We start from the raw sequence: 18,309 nt of genomic DNA, 5'->3' as shown, positions 1-18,309 counted from the left end.
CACCGCTCCCCCGGTCACATGTGGCGCTCAACCCCCGTTGATCGCACAGGAATTCTAGTGCACCGCCGGCCGCGCACGAGGGCGATCCGGGCCCCCGCCCCCATGGAGACCGAACCTGCCCGCAGGTGCCGCAATCCCGCGCGTTAGCCTCGAATCGGTCCCGGTCCACCCGGGCCGCACATGACGGAGAAGCGAGGCAGCGATGGCGAAGGTACCGGCGGCAGCAGTGGCCGCGAGCGGGATTGTCGGCGGGTACGCCGTGGCCCGGTTCACCAAGAAGCGGCAGCTCGGTGGCGTCGTACTGGCCGCCGCCGGGGTCGCGGCCGGGACTCAGTGGCGGCAGGCCGCCGGGGGCCGGGTCGCCGCCGTACTCGGTGGTGCCTACGTCGCCGCCTTCGCCGGGTCGCACCCGCTCGCCAAGAAGCTCGGCGCCTGGCCCGCCGTGTTCACGGTCGCCGGGGGCGTCGCCGCCGCGTCGTACGTGCTGGCCGACCGGCGCGCCTAGAGCCTGATCCGGACGGAAGGCCCTAGCTCGGCTGCCGGTGCCCCAGCACATTCACCACTCGCCCCTCCGGGTCCCGTACGAAGAAGCGGCGCACGCCCCACTCCTCGTCGCGGAGGTCGTGGACGATCTCGGCGCCGGATGCCCGTACCTGCTCGTAGACCGCGTCCACGTCCTCGACCTCCACGCTGAGGTCCGGGATCACGGGCGCGGTCTCGTCGTGGGTGAGGAAGCTGACCTGGGCGGTCGGGTTGGAGGGGGACGCGAGGGTCATCACCCACCCTTGGTTCATGACCTCCTCGAAGCCGAGCAGGCCGTAGAAGTCGCGGTTCCCGGCCATCGACTCCTGCGACGGCGTCGTGAGGTTCGGGACAATCCTGCGGATGGTCATCGGGGGCTCCGGTGCGGTGGAGTGGGGTCCGGTCGAGGCCCGGACTCCCGGTCATCCTTGCGGAAGGTGCGCGTCACCTCCCCCTGAACGTCGACCTGTACGCGCCCGGCGACACCCCGAGGCCCGCCTGGAAGTGCTGCCTGAGCGACGCGCCCGTGCCGAAGCCCGCCTCCGTCGCGATGCGGTCGACGGTGTGGTCGGTCTGTTCCAGGAGTTCGCGCGCGCGGTCCACGCGGCGCTGCGTCAGCCACTGGATCGGGGTGAGGCCGGTCTCCTCCCGGAAGCGGCGGCTGTACGTGCGGACGGACATGGCGTCGCGCGCGGCAAGCTCGGCGAGGGTGAGGGGCTCGGCGAGACGGGCGAGGGCCCACGCCCGCGACGCGGACGTGGACGTCAACCCCTCTGATTCCACGGGGCGTTGGATGAACTGCGCCTGGCCGCCCTCCCGGTGCGGCGGCACCACCGTGCGGCGCGCCACCTCCGCCGCGACGGCCGCGCCGTGGTCGCGGCGGATCATGTGGAGGCACAGGTCGATGCCCGCCGCCTCGCCCGCGGACGTGAGGATCCGGCCCTCGTCGACGTACAGGACACCGGGGTCCACCGTCACGGACGGGAACGTACGCGCGAAGAGGTCGGCCGACATCCAGTGCGTCGTCGCGCGCCGGCCGTCCAGGAGTCCGGCGGCGGCGAGGACGAACGAGCCGGTGCAGATGGAGGCGATGCGGCGGAGGCGGGCGCGAGGGCCGGGTCCTGGCGCTTCCTCCGCCTCGTGCAGGGCCGCACCCCCGGTCAGCGCCGCCGCCAGTTCCTCGGGCAGGCCGTCCGGCCCGAGGCCCTCGTCCGTCTCGTGCGACGCCGGTACGACGACCGTGTCCGCGGCCGTCACCGTCGCCAGGCCGTGCTCCGCGTAGATCGGGAAGTCCGCGTCCGTACGGATCCTGCCGGGGCGCGGGGCACACGTGCGGACGTCGTAGAGCGGCTCACCCGCCGCGGAGCGCGCCGTGCCGAACAGCTGGTGGACCAGGCCGAGTTCCATGGGCAGGACACCGTCACGGACGAGGACTGCGACGGTTCGGCGACCGTCGGGCGCCGGGGGCACGGGCCTTACGGGAGTCATGGCCAGATTCTTTCAGGTCATGGCCATCTGGCCAGTCGTGGCGACGGGTGCCTACGTCGCAGGGTGAAGTCATGAGGCCGTATCGCAGGAATTCCCGGTCCCCCTGGACCGTCGCCGCCGGTGCCGCGCTCGCCATCGTCACGGCCGGGGCGTTCAGTACGCTCGCCGGTCTGCTCGTCGGGCCGTTGCACGAGGATCTCGGCTGGTCACGGGCGTCCGTCGGGCTCGGCTCGCTCGTGAACATGGTCGTGTACGGGGCGAGTGCCCCCTTCGCGGCGGCGCTCATGGACCGGCTCGGGATGCGGCGCGTCGCCGTCGGCGCCCTGTGTGCCGTCGGGGCCGGGGCGGGACTCGCGACGACGATGACCGCGCCCTGGCAGTTCGTCCTGTACTGGGGCGTGCTGGTGGGCCTGGGGACGGGGGCGACCGCGACGACGTTCGCGGCGACGGTCACCGAGCGGTGGTTCGTCGCGCGGCGCGGGCTCGTCACCGGGCTGCTCACGGCGGCGAGCGTGGTGGGGCAGTTCGTGTTCCTGCCCGCGCTGTCATGGGTGATCGACGCGTACTCGTGGCGGACCGCCGCCGCGGCGCTCGCGCTCGCGGCGGCCGGCGCGCTGCCGGTGGTGTGGGCCGCGGTGCGCGAGCCGCGGAAGGCCCCGGGCCGAACCGAGGACCCCGCACGCCTCGCCGGCCGAACCGAAGACACCGCACGACACACCGGTCTTACCGAGAGGGCCACGCGACACACCCGCCGAACCCAAGACCTCTCTCGCCTCGCCGGCCGAACCGAAGACACCGCACCACACACCGACCGAGCCGAGGGCGCCGCCCGGCACGCCCTGCGCACCCTCGTCCGCGCCGCCCGCACCGGCCCGTTCTGGCTGCTCGCCGTGACCTTCGCCGTCTGTGGCGGCTCGACGAACGGCGTGATGTGGACGCACTTCGCGCCCGCCGCGCACGACCACGGGATGCCGGTGACGGTCGCCGCGTCGCTGCTCTCCCTGATCGGGATCTTCAATGTCGCGGGGACGGTGGCGTCCGGATGGCTGACGGACCGCGCCGATCCGCGCCGCCTGCTCGCCGTGTACTACGCCCTGCGCGGCCTCGCCCTCCTCGCGCTGCCGCTGCTGCTGACGTCGGCCGTGGACGCGCCGCTCGTCGCGTTCACGGTCGTCTTCGGGCTGCTCGACGTGGCGACCGTGCCGCCGACGATCGCGCTGTGCCGCGCCCACTACGGGGCTGACGCACCGGTCGTGTTCGGCTGGGCGAGCGCCGCGCACCAGGTCGGGGCCGGGGCCGTGGCGTTCGCGGGCGGGATGGCGCGGGACGCCTTCGGCTCGTACGACCCGGTGTGGGTGGGCGCGGGCGCGCTGTGCGCGGGGGCGGCGCTCCTCGCGCTGACCCTGCGCAGGCCGCGTGGGCGGCGCGTCACGCCCCCAGCGCCCGCGACACCGCGTAGATCGCGAGCCCTGCCAGCGAGCCCACCACCGTGCCGTTGATCCGGATGAACTGCAGGTCACGGCCGATGTGCGCCTCGATCTTCTTGGAGGTGTGCTCGGCGTCCCAGCCCGCCACGGTGTCCGTGATGAGGGAGGTGATCTCCTTGCGGTACGTCGTCACGACGTAGGTGGCCGCGCCCTCGACCCAGCCGTCGACCTTGTCCTGGAGGCGGCGGTCGGTCGCCATCCGCGCGCCGAGGGAGAGCAGCGAGGCCCGTACGCGCAGCCGCAGCTCGCTGCGCTCGTCCTCCGCCGCCGCGACGATCATGGCGCGGACCGCGGACCAGGCGGAGGCGATCAGGTCCTGGACCTCGGGACGGGCGATGACCTCGGACTTCAGGCGCTCGACGCGCGCCCGCGTGTCCGTGTCGGACTGGAGGTCGCAGGCGAAGTCCTCGAGGAAGCGGTCGAGGGCGCCGCGGGCGGGGTGCCCGGGCATGTCGCGCATCTCGGTGACGAAGCGCAGGAGTTCCTTGTAGACGCGGTCGCCGATCTTCCTGTCGACGAACCGCGGGGTCCAGCCGGGGGCGCCGCCCTGCACCGCGTCCATCACGGAGTCCCCGTGCCGCACCAGCCAGTCGTGGGCCCGAGCGCAGACGAGGTCCACGGCCCGCTTGTGGCCGCCGTCGGCGACGACCTTCTCCAGCAGTTTGCCCAGGCCGGGCGCGACCTCCTGGGCGTCGGCGCGGCGCGTGATGGCCTCGCCGACGACGGCCTGGACGTCCGAGTCGCGCAGCACGGTGAGGGCTCCGCGCAGGGCGGCGGCGAGCTCGGCCGTCACCCGGTCGGCGTGCTCCGGTTCGGCCAACCAGGTGCCGAGCCGGCCGCCGATGCCGACGGCGCGCAGCCGCTGCCGTACGACGTCGGAGGAGAGAAAGTTCTCCCCGACGAACTCCCCGAGCGAGACGCCCAGCTGGTCCTTCTTGGTCGGGATGATCGCCGTGTGCGGGATGGGCAGGCCGAGGGGGCGGCGGAAGAGCGCGGTGACCGCGAACCAGTCGGCGAGGGCGCCGACCATGCCCGCTTCGGCGGCGGCCGCGACATAGCCCGCCCAGGCGCCGGCGCCGGAGTTCTGCCCCCACTTGGCGAGTACGTAGATGACGGCGACGAGCAGGAGCAGGGCGGTCGCGGTGGTCTTCATCCGCCGTACACCGCGCTGCTTCTCCACGTCGGCGGGGCTGAAGGAGCCGGGGCCCGCGCCGAACGGAGCAGGCCGCGTACCGAATGAGGAGCCGCCCGGGCGGGCATGCTCACCCATGCCCGCTTCGCCCGTTTCCTCCAAGTCCCGCGTGCCGCGCGCGGCCGCCGCGCGCTTCGCGTCCTCCGCTTCGTCCACTCAGCCCACTCCGCCCGTCACAAGTCCGCTCACCCGGCAGTCCCCCGTGTCATCCCTCTCACACATTGTCCCTACCTGACCGACTCCCGGAACGGACGGCAAGTTCCCGGCGTCTCAAAAGGCGGAGGGGGGCAGTGTCGGCTTCCTCCCGACCCATGACGCATCATGGGATCATCACACCGGAGCCTCGGGCTCCCGCTGCCCGAGGAGACATCCCCGCATGACCAAGCGCCACGGTTATGCCCTGTTGGCCGCGGTAGCGGCCCTGGTCGTCGTGATTTCGGCCGCCATATACCTGGGCGTCTCCGGCGCCTTCGACGGCTCGGACAGCACGGTCAGCGCGGGCCCCCGGCACCAGCAGAACTCGGCGGCACCCGCCTCCACCGGCACCTGGTCGGGCAGTTGGTCGGCCTCCCCCGCGGGCGGCGAGCCCGGCACGGAGACCGACGGCCTCGCGGGCCGCACCGTGCGCAACGTCGTGCACACCAGCATCGGCGGCACGAGCGCCCGCATCACGTTCTCCAACCTCTTCGGGCAGCAGCCGCTCAGCATCACGCACGCCTCGGTCGCCGTCGCGGCCGCGCCCAACACCCCGGTCGCCGCGGCGGGCACCCTGCGCCGCCTCACCTTCGGCGGCAACACCTCGGTCGTGATCCCGGCCGGCTCCCAGGCCATGAGCGACGCCGTTCGGCTGCACGTCCCGCACGACGCGGACATGCTCGTCACGAGCTACTCGCCCACCCCGTCGGGCCCGGTCACCTACCACCCGCAGGCCCGTCAGATGTCGTACGTCGCCCAGGGCGACCGCACGGAGGACGCGACCGGCGCCCCGTTCACGCAGCAGACCCCGTACTGGCGCTACGTCACTGCGCTCGACGTGCTGAGCAACGAGTCGGACGGCACCGTCGTCGTGATAGGCGACTCCCTGACCGACGGCGTCACCTCGACGGTGGGCGCCAACCTGCGCTGGACGGACGACCTCGCCGACCGGCTGCGCGACGAGAACGGCGCGGCCCGCTACGGCGTGGTCAACCAGGGCATCAGCGGCAACCGCATCCTGTCCGACGGCCTCGGCCGCCCCGCGAACAACCCGAGCGGCCTCTCCCGCTTCGACCGGGACGTCCTCGACCGGACCGGCGTCAAAGCCGTCGTGATCGCGCTCGGCGTCAACGACATCCTCCGCAACCCGCACCAGAACGACCCCGACAAGATCGTCGAGGGGCTGCGGGAGCTGACCCGGCAGGCGCACACGCGCGGCCTGCGCGTGGTCGGCGCGACGCTCATGCCGTTCCAGGGCCACCGCGGCTACGAGCCCCGCCTCGACGTCGTGCGCCAGGCCGTGAACGCGCAGATCCGCTCCGGCAAGGTCTTCGACGAGTTCGTCGACTTCGACAAGGCGCTGCGCGACCCGTACAACCCGCGCAAGCTCCTGCCCGCGTACGACTCCGGTGACCACCTGCACCCGAGTGACTCCGGCTTCCGCAGGATGGCGGACACGTTCAACCTGACGACGCTGAAGGGGGCGACGCCGGCCGAGCTGTAACGCCCGGCCCGGCCGCGCCCCCGCTCACGGCGCGGGCGTCCTACCGCTCACGCCTCTCCCGGCGCTCCTCCGCCCGCTCCCACTGGCGCCGGCGCCGCTCCTCGTGGCGCTCGTGCCGCAGCTGATGGTGTTCGGCGTGCCGCTCGCGGTGCCCCTCCAGCGCCTCGAGGTGCTCGGCCATGCGGTCCAGCTTGTCCTGGCGGCGCTCCTCCTTGAAGCGCCGCCGCTCCTCGCGCCTCGCCTTGCGGTCCACGCCGACGCCGCCCATCAGAGCGAACCCCCGCACGACGACCCGCGGCGAGCCCGGCGTGCCCTCGCCCGACGCCCGGTCGTCGACGCCACCCATGATGCCGAAGCCCTTGACGGTGACATCCAGCTCCGGCGGCACCTTGATCTGGACCCCGCCCATGACCGCGAAGCAGTTGATGACCACGTCGCGGGACGCGAACCGCGCCTCCCGCAGATCGATCTCGCCGCCGCCGAACATCGCGAACGACGTGAACTTCTCGCCCACCGTCCAGCGCCCCTTGCGGCCGAACCCGCCGAAGAACGCGAGCGCCCACGTGGACGTCGCCTCCCCGCCGATCCGCGTCCGCCAGTCGAGCGCCCGCTCGGGCTGCGGCTCCTTCACGAAGCTCACCGGGCTCTGCGGCGCCGCCGCTCCCACCCCCGGCAGATCACGCGTGAGGGGCGCCAGCTCACCGTACGTACGCGCCTTGTACACGGCCTCGAGCCGCTCGTCGAACTCCTCCATGTCCAGGCGCCCCTCGGCGAGGGCGTCCCGCAGGACCTCCGCGACCCGGTCCCGGTCGGCGTCGGAGGCCCGCAGCTCGGGCAGGTCGTTCGGCTCGGGGCGCTCAGGGCGTTCGTCCGTCATGGGGCCAGCCTACGAGGGCGCGGCCGTTCCTCCCAGGGATGGTTCCTCACGGGCGTACATCCGGGCGATCACGGACTCGATGTCCGGCTCCCGCACCGACAGATCCGCCAGCGGATACTGAGCCGCGATCTGCGCGACCAGCGGCGCCGCCGACTGCGCGGCCGGGAACGCCAGCCACTGGCGCGGCCCGTCCACCTTCACCACCCGCGCGAACTCCACGTCCAGCGGCGGCAGTTCACGCTCCAGGTCGACCACGAGGGTCCGCTCGCTCTCCCCCACCTGGTGCAGACCGGCCAGCTGCCCGTCGTACATCAGGCGGCCGTGGTCGATGACCATGACACGCTTGCAGAGCTGCTCGATGTCGGTCAGGTCGTGCGTGGTCAGCAGGACCGTCGTGCCACGCGCCTCGTTCAACTCCCGCAGGAATCCCCGCACTTTCACCTTGGAGACGACATCGAGACCGATGGTCGGCTCGTCGAGGTAGAGCACCTCGGGGTCGTGCAGCAGGGCCGCCGCGATGTCGCCGCGCATGCGCTGCCCGAGAGAGAGCTGCCGCACCGGCGTGCCCAACAGGCCGCCCAGTTCCAGGAGTTCGACGCACCGGTCGAGGTTCTCCCGGTAGCGGGCGTCCGGGATGCGGTACATGCGGTGCATCAGGCGGTACGAGTCGATGAGCGGCAGGTCCCACCACAGCGTCGTGCGCTGCCCGAACACCACCCCGATCCGCCGCGCGAGCCGCGTCCGCTCCCGGGACGGCTCGATGCCCGCGACCCGCAGCCGGCCCGCGCTGGGCGTGAGGATGCCGGTCAGCATCTTGATCGTGGTGGACTTGCCCGCGCCGTTCGGCCCGATGTAGCCGACCATCTCGCCGCGCGGCACGCTGAAGGTGAGCGAGTCGACGGCCCGCACCTGATGGCGCTCGCGCCGCAGCAGGCCCGTCTTCCTGCGCACGTCGAAGACCTTCTCCACGCCGTCGACCTCGATGAAACCCTCAGTCATACGCCTTCAGCTCCCGGTGCTGCGGTACGAACGGACACCCGCGCGCCAGGCCAGACCCGCGAGCGCACAGCTCCCGGCGGCCACCAGCGGCGGCGTGAAGGCGAGCCACCAGGGCAGGCCGATGGGATAGGGGCGGCCGAGCAGGTACAGCGCGGGCAGCCAGTTGACGAAGGCCAGCGGCACGACGAACGTCACGCCGATCACGAAGTCCCTGGCGAAGACCGTCGGCGGGTACTGGAGCAGCGTCAGCCCGCCGAACGTGAACGCGCTCTGCGCCTCCGCCGCGTCCTGTGCCCAGAACTGGAACGCCGCCCCGGCCACGTACACCGCGCCGAAGATGGCCGCACCGCTCAGCAGCATCACCGGCAGCAGGAGCAGCCCGGCGGGCGTCCAGTCGATGTCGAGGCGCGTCAGGGACCAGCCGAGGACCAGGACGCCCTGGAGGAAACGTCCGAGGCGACGCAGGCCGAAGCGGTCCGCCGCCACCTGGACGAGCAGCGGGGCGGGGCGCACCAGGAACGCGTCGAGGGAGCCGTCGCGCACCCGCAGCCCGAGATCGTCGACGCTGCCGAGCAGCAGGGCGGTGATCCCGAAGGAGACGGAGGCGGTCCCGTACAGGAAGGCGGTCTCCGCGAAGCTGTAGCCGCCGAGCGAGGTCGCCTGCGAGAACATCATCCAGATCACGACGAAATCGAGTGCCGTGACAAGGAAGTTGGTGAGGAGCGCCGCCGCGAACGACGTGCGGTAGACCACGGTGGAGCGGATCCACATCGCGGCGATCAACCCGTAGACCCGTACGCTCCCCGTGCCGCCGTTGTCAGCCACCTTGAAGCACCACCTTGCGTGTCGCGGAGGACTGGAGAAGGCGGCCCGCGGCGAGCAGGGCGACCGCCCACCCGGCCTGGAAGGCGTACGCGGCAAGGACTTCGGCCGCACCGGATCGGGCGCCCAGGAGGATGTCGGCGGGCATCTGCAGGAGCGACGCCCACGGCAGCACCCGCGCGATGCCGCCGAGCGCGCCGGGCATCGCGTTCAGCGGCAGCAGCAGACCCGTGAAGAACATCCCCACCAGACCCCCGAACTGCAGCACGCCCGACCCGTCGAGCAGCCAGAACGCGCTCAGCGCCAGCACATAGCGAATCGCGAAGCTCACCACCACGGCCAGCACCACCGCCACCAGGAACTCCAGCCACACCACCGGATCGCCCGGCAGCGCCAGCGGGAAGGCGAGCGCGCCCACCGTCAGCGGCACCAGCCCCCGGCTGAGCAACTGGAACCCGGCCCGCCCCAAGTCCCCCGCCAGCCACCACAGTTGAAGGTCGACGGGCCGGTACAGATCCACGGCGATGTCGCCGCTGCGGATCCGCGCCACCATGTCGACGGCGAAACCCGCGTTGAACATCGACAGCGCCTGCGCGAGCGCCTGCCCGATCCACACATACGTCAGCGCCTGCGCCTGGTCGTACCCGCCGAGCCCCGGCCGCTCGTCCCACAGAGCCAGGTACGTGTACGCCACGATGAACCCGAAGACGGTGTTCGTGAACACGCCCGCCGCGGTGGCCGAACGGTACGTCGCGTAGCGCCGGAACCCTCCGGCGGCGACGGCCGCATACAGCCGGAAACTCCCCACGGACAAGCTCCCGCCCTCGTCTTCCGTTCTGGACCAAAGCGCAGGAGCCTAGCGGGAGCAGGGTGTACCGTGCCACGCATTTTCGGGGCGCCCGGCGCGTGCCACGCCCCGGCCGCACCACCCATCGATGCCAGAGTGTCCGGCAGGAAGTAAAGAGGCGTACGTGACGTACGGAGGGAAACAGGAGTTCCACAGGGCATGAGCGACGAGCCGCAGCAGCCGAAGGCCGCAGAGTCCGGGAACGCCGGGAAGGCCGGGAAGCCGGCGAAACGCACACGCCCCCGCCGCACGGGCTGGCGCCGCCTGATCCCCACCTGGCGCATCACCCTCGGCACGATCCTCGGCTTCCTGCTCCTGTGCATCGGCCTGTTCGTCCTCGGCTACCACCTCGTCAAGATCCCACCCGCCAACGCCACAGCCACCGCGCAGAGCAACGTCTACCTGTACGCCGACGGCAGCCAGCTCGCCCGCGACGGCGAGATCAACCGCGAGAACGTCTCCCTCTCCCAGATCCCCAGAACCGTCCAGCACGGCGTACTCGCCGCCGAGGACCGCGACTTCTACAGCGAGTCCGCCATCGACCCCAAGGCGATGGTCCGCGCCGCCTGGAACACCCTCACCGGCAAGGGCAAACAGTCCGGCTCGACGATCACCCAGCAGTACGTGAAGAACTACTACCTGGGCCAGGAACAGACCATCACCCGCAAGGTGAAGGAGTTCTTCATCTCGATCAAGCTGGACCGCGAGGAGAGCAAGGACCACATCCTCGAGGGCTACCTCAACACCAGCTACTTCGGCCGCAACGCCTACGGCATCCAGGCCGCCGCCCAGGCCTACTACGGCATCGACGTCGAGGACCTCACCACCGCACAGGGCGCCTACCTCGCGGCCCTCCTCAACGCCCCCAGCTCGTACGACGTCATCGCCCACCCCGAGAACAAGTCGCAGGCCGTCGCCCGCTGGAACTACGTCCTCGACGGCATGGTCAAGGAGCGCTGGCTCAGCCCGGCCGACCGCCGGAAGATGTCGTTCCCCATGCCCGACGACGCCAAGGGCCCCGCCGGAATGTCCGGCCAGCGCGGCTACCTCGTCCAGGCCGTCAAGGACTACCTCACCGACAAGGGCATCATCGACGAGGACACCCTGGCCGTCGGCGGCTACCGCATCACCACCACACTCCAGAAGAAGAAGCAGGACGCCTTCGTCAAAGCCGTCGACGACCAGCTGATGTCCCAGCTCGACAAGGAGAACCGGCCGGCCGACCGCAACGTCCGCGCCGGCGGCGCCGCCATCGACCCCACGACCGGCAAGGTCCTCGCCATGTACGGCGGCATCGACTACACGAAGCAGTACGTCAACAACGCCACGCGCCGCGACTACCAGGTCGGCTCCACGTTCAAGCCGTTCGTCTTCACCTCGGCCGTGGAGAACGCCTCCACCACCCAGGACGGCCGCACCATCACCCCGAACACCGTCTACGACGGCACCAACGCCCGCCCCGTACAAGGCTGGAGCGGCGGCTACTACGCCCCGGAGAACGAGGACAAGACCGACTACGGCCCCATCACCGTGCGCACCGCGACCGACAAGTCCGTCAACGCGGTCTACGCACAGATGGCCGTCGACGTCGGCTCCGACAAGGTCAAACAGACCGCCATCGCCCTCGGCCTGCCCAAGAACACCCCCGACCTGACCGAGTCCCCCTCGATCGCGCTCGGCCCGGCCACCGCCAGCGTCCTCGACATGACCGAGGCGTACGCCACCCTCGCCAACCACGGCAAGCGCGCCACGTACACCCTCGTCGCCGAGGTCACCAAGGACGGCGAGAGCATCGACCTGCCCGACCAGCGCACCAAGCGCGCCGTCACCCGCGAGTCCGCCGACACGACCACGTCCGTCCTGCAGAGCGTCGTCGAGGGCGGCACCGGCACCGCCGCCCTCGCCGCGAACCGGCCCGCCGCCGGCAAGACCGGCACCGCCGAGGAGGACACGGCGGCCTGGTTCGCGGGCTACACCCCCGACCTCGCCACCGTCGTCGCCGTCATGGGCCAGAACCCCTCGACCGGCGCCCACACCCCGCTGTACGGGGCGCTCGGCCTGTCCCGCGTCAACGGCGGCGGCCTCCCGGCGCAGATCTGGGCCCAGTTCACCAAGGCCGCACTCCAGGGCAGTACGCCCAAGAACTTCGACCTGGAACTGGAGTCCGGCGCCGAACAGCCCGAGATCCCCTCGGCCGCACCCGACGAACCCTCCAGCGAACCGACCACCGACGAGCCCTCCAGCGAACCCCCGTCCGAACCGGCGTCGTCCAGCCCCCCGACCGCACCGTCCACACCGGCGGAGTCCACGTCCGAGACTCCCTCGGAGGAACCGAACCCGCCGTCAGGGCCGGTGAACGGGCTGTTCGGTGACTCGGACTACGAGCCCGACCACGAATCCGACCCCGGGCAGTGACCGGGCCGGCGCCCAGGGCGTTTCGATCGGATCAGGCCGGACCAGGCCCCGCGAGTCCGGCATGATCCGAACGAGAGGCTCTAGTGGCCCGACGTCGCCTTCAGTCCCACGATCGCCACGATCAGCAGCAAGATGAAGAAGATCCGCGCGGCCGTCGCCGGCTCACCGAGCGCCAGCATGCCCACGACGGCCGCACCGGCCGCGCCGATGCCCACCCACACGCCGTAGGCCGTACCGATCGGCAGGGTCTTGGCGGCGTAGGAGAGCATCACCATGCTGGCGACGATGCCCGCGCCGGTGAACACGCTCGGCCACAGCCGGGTGAACCCGTCCGTGAACTTCATGCCGATCGACCAGCCGACCTCGAGAAAACCGGCGATCACGATAAGAACCCAGGCCATGACAGGCACCTCCGTCAGTTGGATCAACAGGGGTGCGTCGTCTTTGCGGAACCCGGTACGGCGCGTCTCGTCGGGGTCCCCCAAAGGTAGCAAAGAACGTATAAAAGGGCTGGTGACAACGGTCACCAGCCCTTGAGCGACACCATGAGTACGAGCCGTGCGATCTACAGGTACAGGCCCGTCGAATCCTGGGAACCCTCGAACCGGTCCGCGGCCACCGCGTGCAGATCACGCTCACGCATCAGCACGTACGCGACACCCCGCACCTCGACCTCGGCCAGATCCTCCGGGTCGTACAGCACCCGGTCGCCCGGCTCCACCGTCCGCACGTTCTGCCCGACAGCCACCACGACCGCCCAGGCCAGACGCCGCCCGACCGCCGCGGTCGCCGGAATCAGGATGCCGCCACCGCTGCGCCGCTCGCCCTCGGCGGTGTCCTGCCGCACGAGCACACGGTCGTGCAGCATGCGGATGGGCAGCTTGTCGTGCTGGGTGCTGTTCTTCTCGCTGTTGGCGCTCACGCCCCGAAACCTACCTTCCGCGGCCACGCCCGTACGCAGGAAGGGTCAGCGCTTACGGCGCCGCGCGGTCACGACGAGCAGCCCCACCAGACCGGCCACGGCGACAGCCACCGGAACGATGCGCTCCACACGCGGCGCACCCTCCTCGGAGACGAACTGCGCCTTCACGTCCGACACCATCCGGTTCGCGCCCACATAGGCACGCCCGACGGTGTGGTCGACACTCGCGACGAACTTGGCCTTCGCATCACCGACGATCGTCTTCGGGTGCACCCGCACCCCGATCTCGTCGAGCGTCTCGGCCAGCGCCTCGCGACGGCGCTTTATGTCCGCCTCGATCTGCGCCGGGGTCCGCGCATCCGACGTTCTCGACGTGTCCGACACCGCGCTGCCTCCATGGTCGCCGTTATGGCACTGGTCGTGGACAGTCTGTCAGCTCGGCGGCCGCCGCACCCCACGGCACCCCCATTACGCTCGGGTCCCGTACCCGTATCCCGTACGAGGAGTCCCACCATGAGCGAGCGACTGACGACCGGCGACACCGCCCCCGCCTTCACGCTGCCCGACGCGGACGGCAACGAGGTCTCCCTCGCCGACCACAAGGGCCGCAAGACGATCGTCTACTTCTACCCGGCCGCCCTCACCCCCGGCTGCACGAAGCAGGCATGCGACTTCACGGACAACCTCGACGTCCTCGCGGGCGCGGGCTACGACGTAATCGGCATCTCCCCCGACAAGCCGGAGAAGCTCGCGAAGTTCCGCGAGAAGGAGAACCTCAAGGTCACGCTCCTCGGCGACCCCTCCAAGGAGACCCTCGAGGCCTACGGCGCGTACGGCGAGAAGAAGCTCTACGGCAAAACGGTGACGGGCGTGATCCGCTCCACGATCGTCGTGGACGAGGACGGCAAGGTCGAGCGAGCCCTCTACAACGTGAAGGCCACGGGCCACGTGGCGAAGATCATCAAGGATCTCGGGATCTGACCCGCCGGGCCGCGGATCACCGCAGGCCTTCCGGGTACGCGCAGATGTGACGGAAGTCCCCTCGAAGGGGACTTCCGTTTGCGATCGCCACCTTCGAGCAAGTGATCCCCTGGAACGATCCGCATGCTCGGCACGATGCCGACGGCACGACCCCGCTGGTCATCACGGCCCTGACCGGCGTCACGGGCACGGACATGATGCCCGCGCACTACGCCCTGGCGGCGGCCCTGGTCGGCGTCATCGCGGTGGCCTGCATGAAGGAAACGGCCCAACAGCCCCTGGCGGGCTCCCCACCGTCGGTGGAGACACAGGAGGAAGCGGCCGAACTGGTGGAGTCCCAGGCGCGAGCGCCGAGGTTCTGACCGGGCCCTTTCTGCCGAGCCCGTCTCGCCAAACCCCTTCTCGCCGACCCGGATCGGACTGCTCCGCATTTCGTGCGTGACGGTCCGATTTTCGGTTCGTTAACCGTACGAGGTGACGAACGGACAGTCGTACGGGAGGGGCACGCATGGGCGAGAAGCGGTACACACGGGAGCTGCTGGAGGAGGCGGCTCGGGAGACGCGGACGTGGGACGAGGCGGTGCGGTGGTGTGGGGGTGAGCCGACGGCCGGAAGCAGGCGGTACCTTCGGCAGCGCATGACCGAAGCAGGCATCGACATCTCGCACTTGGCGACGAACCAGGTGCGGCACACCGAGGGACGGCTGCGAGAGGCGGTAGCCGCGTCCACCAGCGTGAAGGGCGTGGTGCGCCACTTGGGCATCAACGTGGTGGGAGGCAATGAGGCCCACATCGGTCGGCGCATCGCAGCCCTCGGGATCGACACCTCGCACTTCGTCCCCGGACAGAGGGGGCGGAAAAAGGGGGCGCTGGGCGAGCCTCTTCAGCTGCGCGCCCCGGAGGACGGGCGCCTTCCCGGCAAGCGGCTGCGCCGCGAGCTGATCCGGACCGGTGTGGAGGAGCGATGTGCGGAATGCGCTGTCGGGCCTGTCTGGAACGGCCTGCCACTACGTCTGGAGGTCGACCACATCAACGGCGACTGGTGGGACAACCGCCCGGAGAACCTCCGGCTCCTTTGCCCCAACTGCCATACGGTGACCGACACTTATCGGGGCCGGAAGCGAGAGGGGCGAGCCTGATGGCCAGCTACCCGCAGGATCGCCTGGCCCGGTCCGCGGCAGAGTCGACCAGTCTTGTGGACTTGATGCGCCGGATCGGCGCCCCCATGGGTAGCCGCCCTCTCCGCTACCTCAGGGGCCGGCTGGAACACTACGGAATCGACACATCGCACTTCAAGGAAGAAGCACTCCCCGAGCAGGAACGCCGGTCATACAGCGAGGAGACGTTGCGTGAGGCCGCCACCCACTCGTTCAGCATCCGCGGCATGGCCCAGCACATGGGCTTCCCGCCAGACGACTTCCCGTACGGGCACATCCGGAAGCAGCTCGACCGGTTCGGCATCGACACATCACACTTCACCAGCAGCCGGGGCAACCCGGCAATCTTCCCGCGTGAGCCCCTCGCCTCGCTGACCGCCAGTTCCGTGAGCCTGGCAGGCGTACTCAAGGCACTTGGCGTCTCTGACAATGGGGCCGGGCGGGCGCGCCTGAGGCGGAGCCTTGAGGCGCATGGCATCTCGACAGCCCACTTCATCGGACAAGCGCACCGACGCGGAACACACTCGCCGCGCCGCAAGCATGCTGTCGAAATCCTCCAGCCAAGCTCCTCCCGCATCAGGACCGCGCTCCTCAGACGCGCCCTCGACGACCTGGATGTACCTCGCGTTTGCGCCAAGTGCGGTATCGGAGACACATGGCGAGACAAGCGGCTGGTTCTGGAGATCGACCACATCAACGGCGACCGGCTCGACAACCGCCCGGAGAACCTGCGATACCTCTGTCCCTCGTGCCACAGCCAGACGGGAAGCTTCTCGAAGCGACACCACCAGACCCAGTAGAGTGACCGGGCGGGTCCGTACCCCAGCTGGCCAGAGGGCGCCGGTTTAGGTCCGGTGTGTCGTGGGTTCGAGTCCCACCGGGCCCACCTCAGAGGGGCGCGGCGTACGTACGCCGCGCCCTTCGTCGCTGTCGGCCGAGCTCAGCCCAACAACTCCCGCACCACCGGCACCAGCGCCCGAAACGCCTTCCCCCGGTGGGAGATCGCGTTCTTCTCGTCCGGGGTCAGCTCCGCGCACGTCCGCGTATCGCCCTCGACCTGCAGGATCGGGTCGTAGCCGAAGCCGTTCGAGCCTGACGGGGCGTGGCGCAGCACTCCCCGCAGCTGGCCCTCGACCACGCGCTCCGTGCCGTCCGGCAGCGCCAGCGCCGCGGCGCAGGCGAAGTGGGCGGCGCGGTGGGTGTCGGAGTCGATGTCGCCGAGCTGGGCGAGGAGGAGGTCGAGGTTGGCCTTGTCGTCGCCGTGGCGGCCGGCCCAGCGGGCGGAGAAGATGCCGGGTGCTCCGCCGAGTACGTCGACGCACAGGCCGGAGTCGTCGGCGACGGCGGGCAGGCCGGTGGCCTGGGCGAGGGCGTGGGCCTTGAGGAGGGCGTTCTCGGCGAAGGTGACGCCGGTTTCCCTGACGTCGGGGATGTCGGGGTAGGCGTCCGCGCCGACGAGGTCGTGGGGCAGGCCTGCGTCGGCGAGGATCGCCCTGAGCTCGGTGATCTTGCCGGCGTTGCGGGTGGCGAGGATGAGGCGGGTCATGGGGACCAGTATCGCGCCGGTGCTCGTGCCGCTGTTACGGCGTGCAGACCTTGGTCAGTTCGCCGGCGGCGTCGGTGACGGGGGTGATGTCGGGGGTTTCGTCGCCGTTCTTGATGGCGGTGCGGACGTTGCCCACGGCGGTGTCGAGGTCGTCGACGGCCTTGGAGACGTCGGCGTTGTCGGTCTTGTCGCCGATCTCGTCGAGGTTCTTGTCGATGGAGTCGAGCGCCTTGTCGGCCTGCGCGGGGTCGTTCGTCGCGTTCTCGACGGCCTGCTTGAGGTCGCTGACGCTGTCGGCGATGGAGTCGGCGGTCTGGACGCAGTCGAGTGCCTTGTCGAGCGCGCCGCAGCCGGCGGCGGCCGGTACGGCGATGAGTGCCGCGGTGGCGGCGAGTACGGCGATGCGGCGTCGGTGTCGCGGGCGCGCGGCCATGGATCGGTCCTCCCCTGGTGTGCGGACGGGCGCACGGCGAGATGCCGTGCGCCCGTCCGTAGTGACGCGGTTGACGTCTTTCGGGTTGCCACCCTACTTGGCGTCTTCTTTACCTTTCCAGGGTGGCCTCGAGTGCCGCGCGCTGGGCGGCGGTGAGGTCGGCGCAGCCGGAAACGGCGAGGTCGAGAAGGGAGTTGAGTTCGTCGCGGGCGAACGGCTGGGCCTCGGCGGTGCCTTGGACCTCGACGAAGCGGCCGTCGCCGGTGCAGACGACGTTCATGTCGGTGTCGGCGCGTACGTCTTCCTCGTAGCAGAGGTCGAGGAGGGGGATGCCGCCGACGATGCCGACGGAGACGGCGGAGACGGTGCCGGTGAGGGGCTGGCGGCCGGCCTTGATGAGCTTCTTGCCCTGGGCCCAGGTGATGGCGTCGGCGAGGGCGACGTAGGCGCCGGTGATGGCGGCGGTGCGGGTGCCGCCGTCGGCCTGGAGGACGTCGCAGTCGAGGACGATGGTGTTCTCGCCGAGGGCTTTGTAGTCGATGACGGCGCGCAGGGAGCGGCCGATGAGGCGGCTGATCTCGTGGGTGCGGCCGCCGATCTTGCCGCGGACGGATTCGCGGTCGCCGCGGGTGTTGGTGGCGCGGGGGAGCATCGAGTATTCGGCGGTGACCCAGCCTTCGCCGCTGCCCTTGCGCCAGCGGGGGACGCCTTCGGTGACGGAGGCGGTGCAGAAGACTTTGGTGTCGCCGAAGGAGACGAGGACGGAGCCTTCTGCGTGCTTGCTCCACCCGCGTTCGATGGTGATGGGGCGGAGTTGTTCGGGGGTGCGGCCGTCGATGCGAGACATGGGAGGGAGCCTAGCGAAAACGTCGAAGGCCCCGTTCCGGGTGTCGGGTGCGGGGCCTTCTCGGTGTGGTGCCTAG

At 70.6% G+C, this 18,309-nt stretch carries 20 protein-coding genes, 1 tRNA gene, 1 pseudogene and 1 riboswitch; of the genes and pseudogenes, 9 read left to right on the top strand and 13 right to left on the bottom strand.

All coding sequences use genetic code 11. From position 1 onward, the window contains the following. The first annotated feature begins 202 nt into the window (after positions 1-202). A complete protein-coding gene (locus ACZ67T_RS25040) occupies positions 203-505 on the top strand; it encodes a hypothetical protein (protein WP_382757455.1) in 303 nt (100 codons plus the stop codon). A 22-nt stretch (positions 506-527) separates the two neighbouring features. Here the strand turns inward: ACZ67T_RS25040 and ACZ67T_RS25035 are convergent, their stop codons facing one another. Continuing rightward, positions 528-893, bottom strand: coding sequence for a VOC family protein (locus ACZ67T_RS25035; RefSeq protein ID WP_469987009.1), 366 nt, complete (start codon positions 891-893; stop codon positions 528-530). Between the two features lie 73 nt (positions 894-966). After that, positions 967-2,010, bottom strand: coding sequence for a GlxA family transcriptional regulator (locus ACZ67T_RS25030; protein ID WP_469987008.1), 1,044 nt, complete (start codon positions 2,008-2,010; stop codon positions 967-969). A gap of 71 nt (positions 2,011-2,081) precedes the next feature. On the opposite strand from ACZ67T_RS25030, the gene ACZ67T_RS25025 reads away from it, so the two are divergent. Continuing rightward, positions 2,082-3,509 carry an MFS transporter gene (locus ACZ67T_RS25025; RefSeq protein ID WP_469987006.1) on the top strand — a complete coding sequence of 476 codons (1,428 nt, stop codon included), beginning with the start codon at positions 2,082-2,084 and terminating at the stop codon, positions 3,507-3,509. On the opposite strand, the gene ACZ67T_RS25020 is transcribed toward ACZ67T_RS25025, so the two are convergent. After that, entirely contained in the window at positions 3,439-4,767 is a 1,329-nt protein-coding gene (locus tag ACZ67T_RS25020) for a DUF445 domain-containing protein (RefSeq protein WP_469987272.1), read from the bottom strand. The genes ACZ67T_RS25025 and ACZ67T_RS25020 overlap by 71 nt on opposite strands. Positions 4,768-5,065: 298 nt before the next feature. Here ACZ67T_RS25020 and ACZ67T_RS25015 point away from each other — a divergent pair, with 298 nt between their 5' ends. Further along, positions 5,066-6,388 carry an SGNH/GDSL hydrolase family protein gene (locus ACZ67T_RS25015; protein ID WP_469987004.1) on the top strand — a complete coding sequence of 441 codons (1,323 nt, stop codon included), beginning with the start codon at positions 5,066-5,068 and terminating at the stop codon, positions 6,386-6,388. A gap of 40 nt (positions 6,389-6,428) precedes the next feature. On the opposite strand, the gene ACZ67T_RS25010 is transcribed toward ACZ67T_RS25015, so the two are convergent. Genes ACZ67T_RS25010 through ACZ67T_RS24995 form a run of 4 tightly spaced genes read right to left on the bottom strand, consistent with a single transcriptional unit; the run spans position 6,429 to position 9,900 of the window. Then, positions 6,429-7,265 (bottom strand): DUF1707 SHOCT-like domain-containing protein, encoded by an 837-nt coding sequence (locus tag ACZ67T_RS25010; RefSeq protein WP_469987003.1) that lies wholly within the window; start codon positions 7,263-7,265, stop codon positions 6,429-6,431. A 9-nt stretch (positions 7,266-7,274) separates the two neighbouring features. After that, positions 7,275-8,264: an ABC transporter ATP-binding protein gene (locus tag ACZ67T_RS25005; RefSeq protein WP_469987001.1), complete on the bottom strand. Its 990-nt coding sequence runs from the start codon at positions 8,262-8,264 to the stop codon at positions 7,275-7,277. Positions 8,265-8,270: 6 nt separating this feature from the next. Next, on the bottom strand, positions 8,271-9,035 hold the full coding sequence (locus tag ACZ67T_RS25000; RefSeq protein WP_469987270.1) for an ABC transporter permease: 765 nt from the start codon (positions 9,033-9,035) through the stop codon (positions 8,271-8,273). A 46-nt stretch (positions 9,036-9,081) separates the two neighbouring features. Continuing rightward, complete coding sequence (locus ACZ67T_RS24995) at positions 9,082-9,900, bottom strand: ABC transporter permease (protein ID WP_469986999.1); 819 nt, start codon at positions 9,898-9,900, stop codon at positions 9,082-9,084. Positions 9,901-10,092: 192 nt separating this feature from the next. On the opposite strand from ACZ67T_RS24995, the gene ACZ67T_RS24990 reads away from it, so the two are divergent. Further along, entirely contained in the window at positions 10,093-12,348 is a 2,256-nt protein-coding gene (locus ACZ67T_RS24990) for a transglycosylase domain-containing protein (protein ID WP_469986998.1), read from the top strand. 80 nt (positions 12,349-12,428) lie between these two features. On the opposite strand, the gene ACZ67T_RS24985 is transcribed toward ACZ67T_RS24990, so the two are convergent. From ACZ67T_RS24985 to ACZ67T_RS24975, 3 genes are all read right to left on the bottom strand, one after another. Then, positions 12,429-12,749, bottom strand: a complete 321-nt coding sequence (locus tag ACZ67T_RS24985; protein ID WP_469986996.1) for a DMT family transporter — start codon at positions 12,747-12,749, stop codon at positions 12,429-12,431. Between the two features lie 31 nt (positions 12,750-12,780). Further along, positions 12,781-12,841, bottom strand: a riboswitch (guanidine-III (ykkC-III) riboswitch). 72 nt (positions 12,842-12,913) lie between these two features. Further along, positions 12,914-13,216: a GroES family chaperonin gene (locus ACZ67T_RS24980; protein ID WP_199841797.1), complete on the bottom strand. Its 303-nt coding sequence runs from the start codon at positions 13,214-13,216 to the stop codon at positions 12,914-12,916. Between the two features lie 99 nt (positions 13,217-13,315). Next, positions 13,316-13,654, bottom strand: coding sequence for a DUF3618 domain-containing protein (locus ACZ67T_RS24975; protein WP_469986994.1), 339 nt, complete (start codon positions 13,652-13,654; stop codon positions 13,316-13,318). 129 nt (positions 13,655-13,783) lie between these two features. On the opposite strand from ACZ67T_RS24975, the gene bcp reads away from it, so the two are divergent. The 5 genes and pseudogenes from bcp to ACZ67T_RS24950 all read left to right on the top strand — a co-directional run bounded on the left by bcp (position 13,784) and on the right by ACZ67T_RS24950 (position 16,293). Then, positions 13,784-14,251: a thioredoxin-dependent thiol peroxidase gene (gene bcp / locus ACZ67T_RS24970; protein ID WP_266563771.1), complete on the top strand. Its 468-nt coding sequence runs from the start codon at positions 13,784-13,786 to the stop codon at positions 14,249-14,251. A 143-nt stretch (positions 14,252-14,394) separates the two neighbouring features. Next, a pseudogene (locus ACZ67T_RS24965) lies at positions 14,395-14,613 on the top strand (MFS transporter); the annotation flags it as partial. A gap of 146 nt (positions 14,614-14,759) precedes the next feature. Then, on the top strand, positions 14,760-15,389 hold the full coding sequence (locus ACZ67T_RS24960) for an HNH endonuclease (protein ID WP_469986992.1): 630 nt from the start codon (positions 14,760-14,762) through the stop codon (positions 15,387-15,389). After that, positions 15,389-16,207: an HNH endonuclease signature motif containing protein gene (locus ACZ67T_RS24955; protein WP_469986990.1), complete on the top strand. Its 819-nt coding sequence runs from the start codon at positions 15,389-15,391 to the stop codon at positions 16,205-16,207. The genes ACZ67T_RS24960 and ACZ67T_RS24955 overlap by 1 nt, the downstream gene beginning before the upstream one ends. An 11-nt stretch (positions 16,208-16,218) precedes the next feature. Further along, positions 16,219-16,293 (top strand) — tRNA-Leu (locus ACZ67T_RS24950). Between the two features lie 54 nt (positions 16,294-16,347). Here the strand turns inward: ACZ67T_RS24950 and rdgB are convergent. From rdgB to rph, 3 genes are all read right to left on the bottom strand, one after another. Next, entirely contained in the window at positions 16,348-16,953 is a 606-nt protein-coding gene (gene rdgB, locus ACZ67T_RS24945) for an RdgB/HAM1 family non-canonical purine NTP pyrophosphatase (RefSeq protein WP_469986988.1), read from the bottom strand. A gap of 34 nt (positions 16,954-16,987) precedes the next feature. Then, the gene (locus ACZ67T_RS24940) at positions 16,988-17,386 is read right to left on the bottom strand and encodes a hypothetical protein (RefSeq protein WP_469986987.1); all 399 of its coding nucleotides are present in this window, start codon (positions 17,384-17,386) and stop codon (positions 16,988-16,990) included. Positions 17,387-17,495: 109 nt separating this feature from the next. Beyond that, complete coding sequence (gene rph, locus ACZ67T_RS24935) at positions 17,496-18,233, bottom strand: ribonuclease PH (protein ID WP_469986985.1); 738 nt, start codon at positions 18,231-18,233, stop codon at positions 17,496-17,498. Positions 18,234-18,309 lie beyond the last annotated feature (76 nt).

This window comes from Streptomyces sp. NPDC107517, assembly GCF_055582645.1.
Note: the sequence above shows the minus strand (reverse complement) of the source record. Positions and strands in the feature narration are given on the sequence as shown.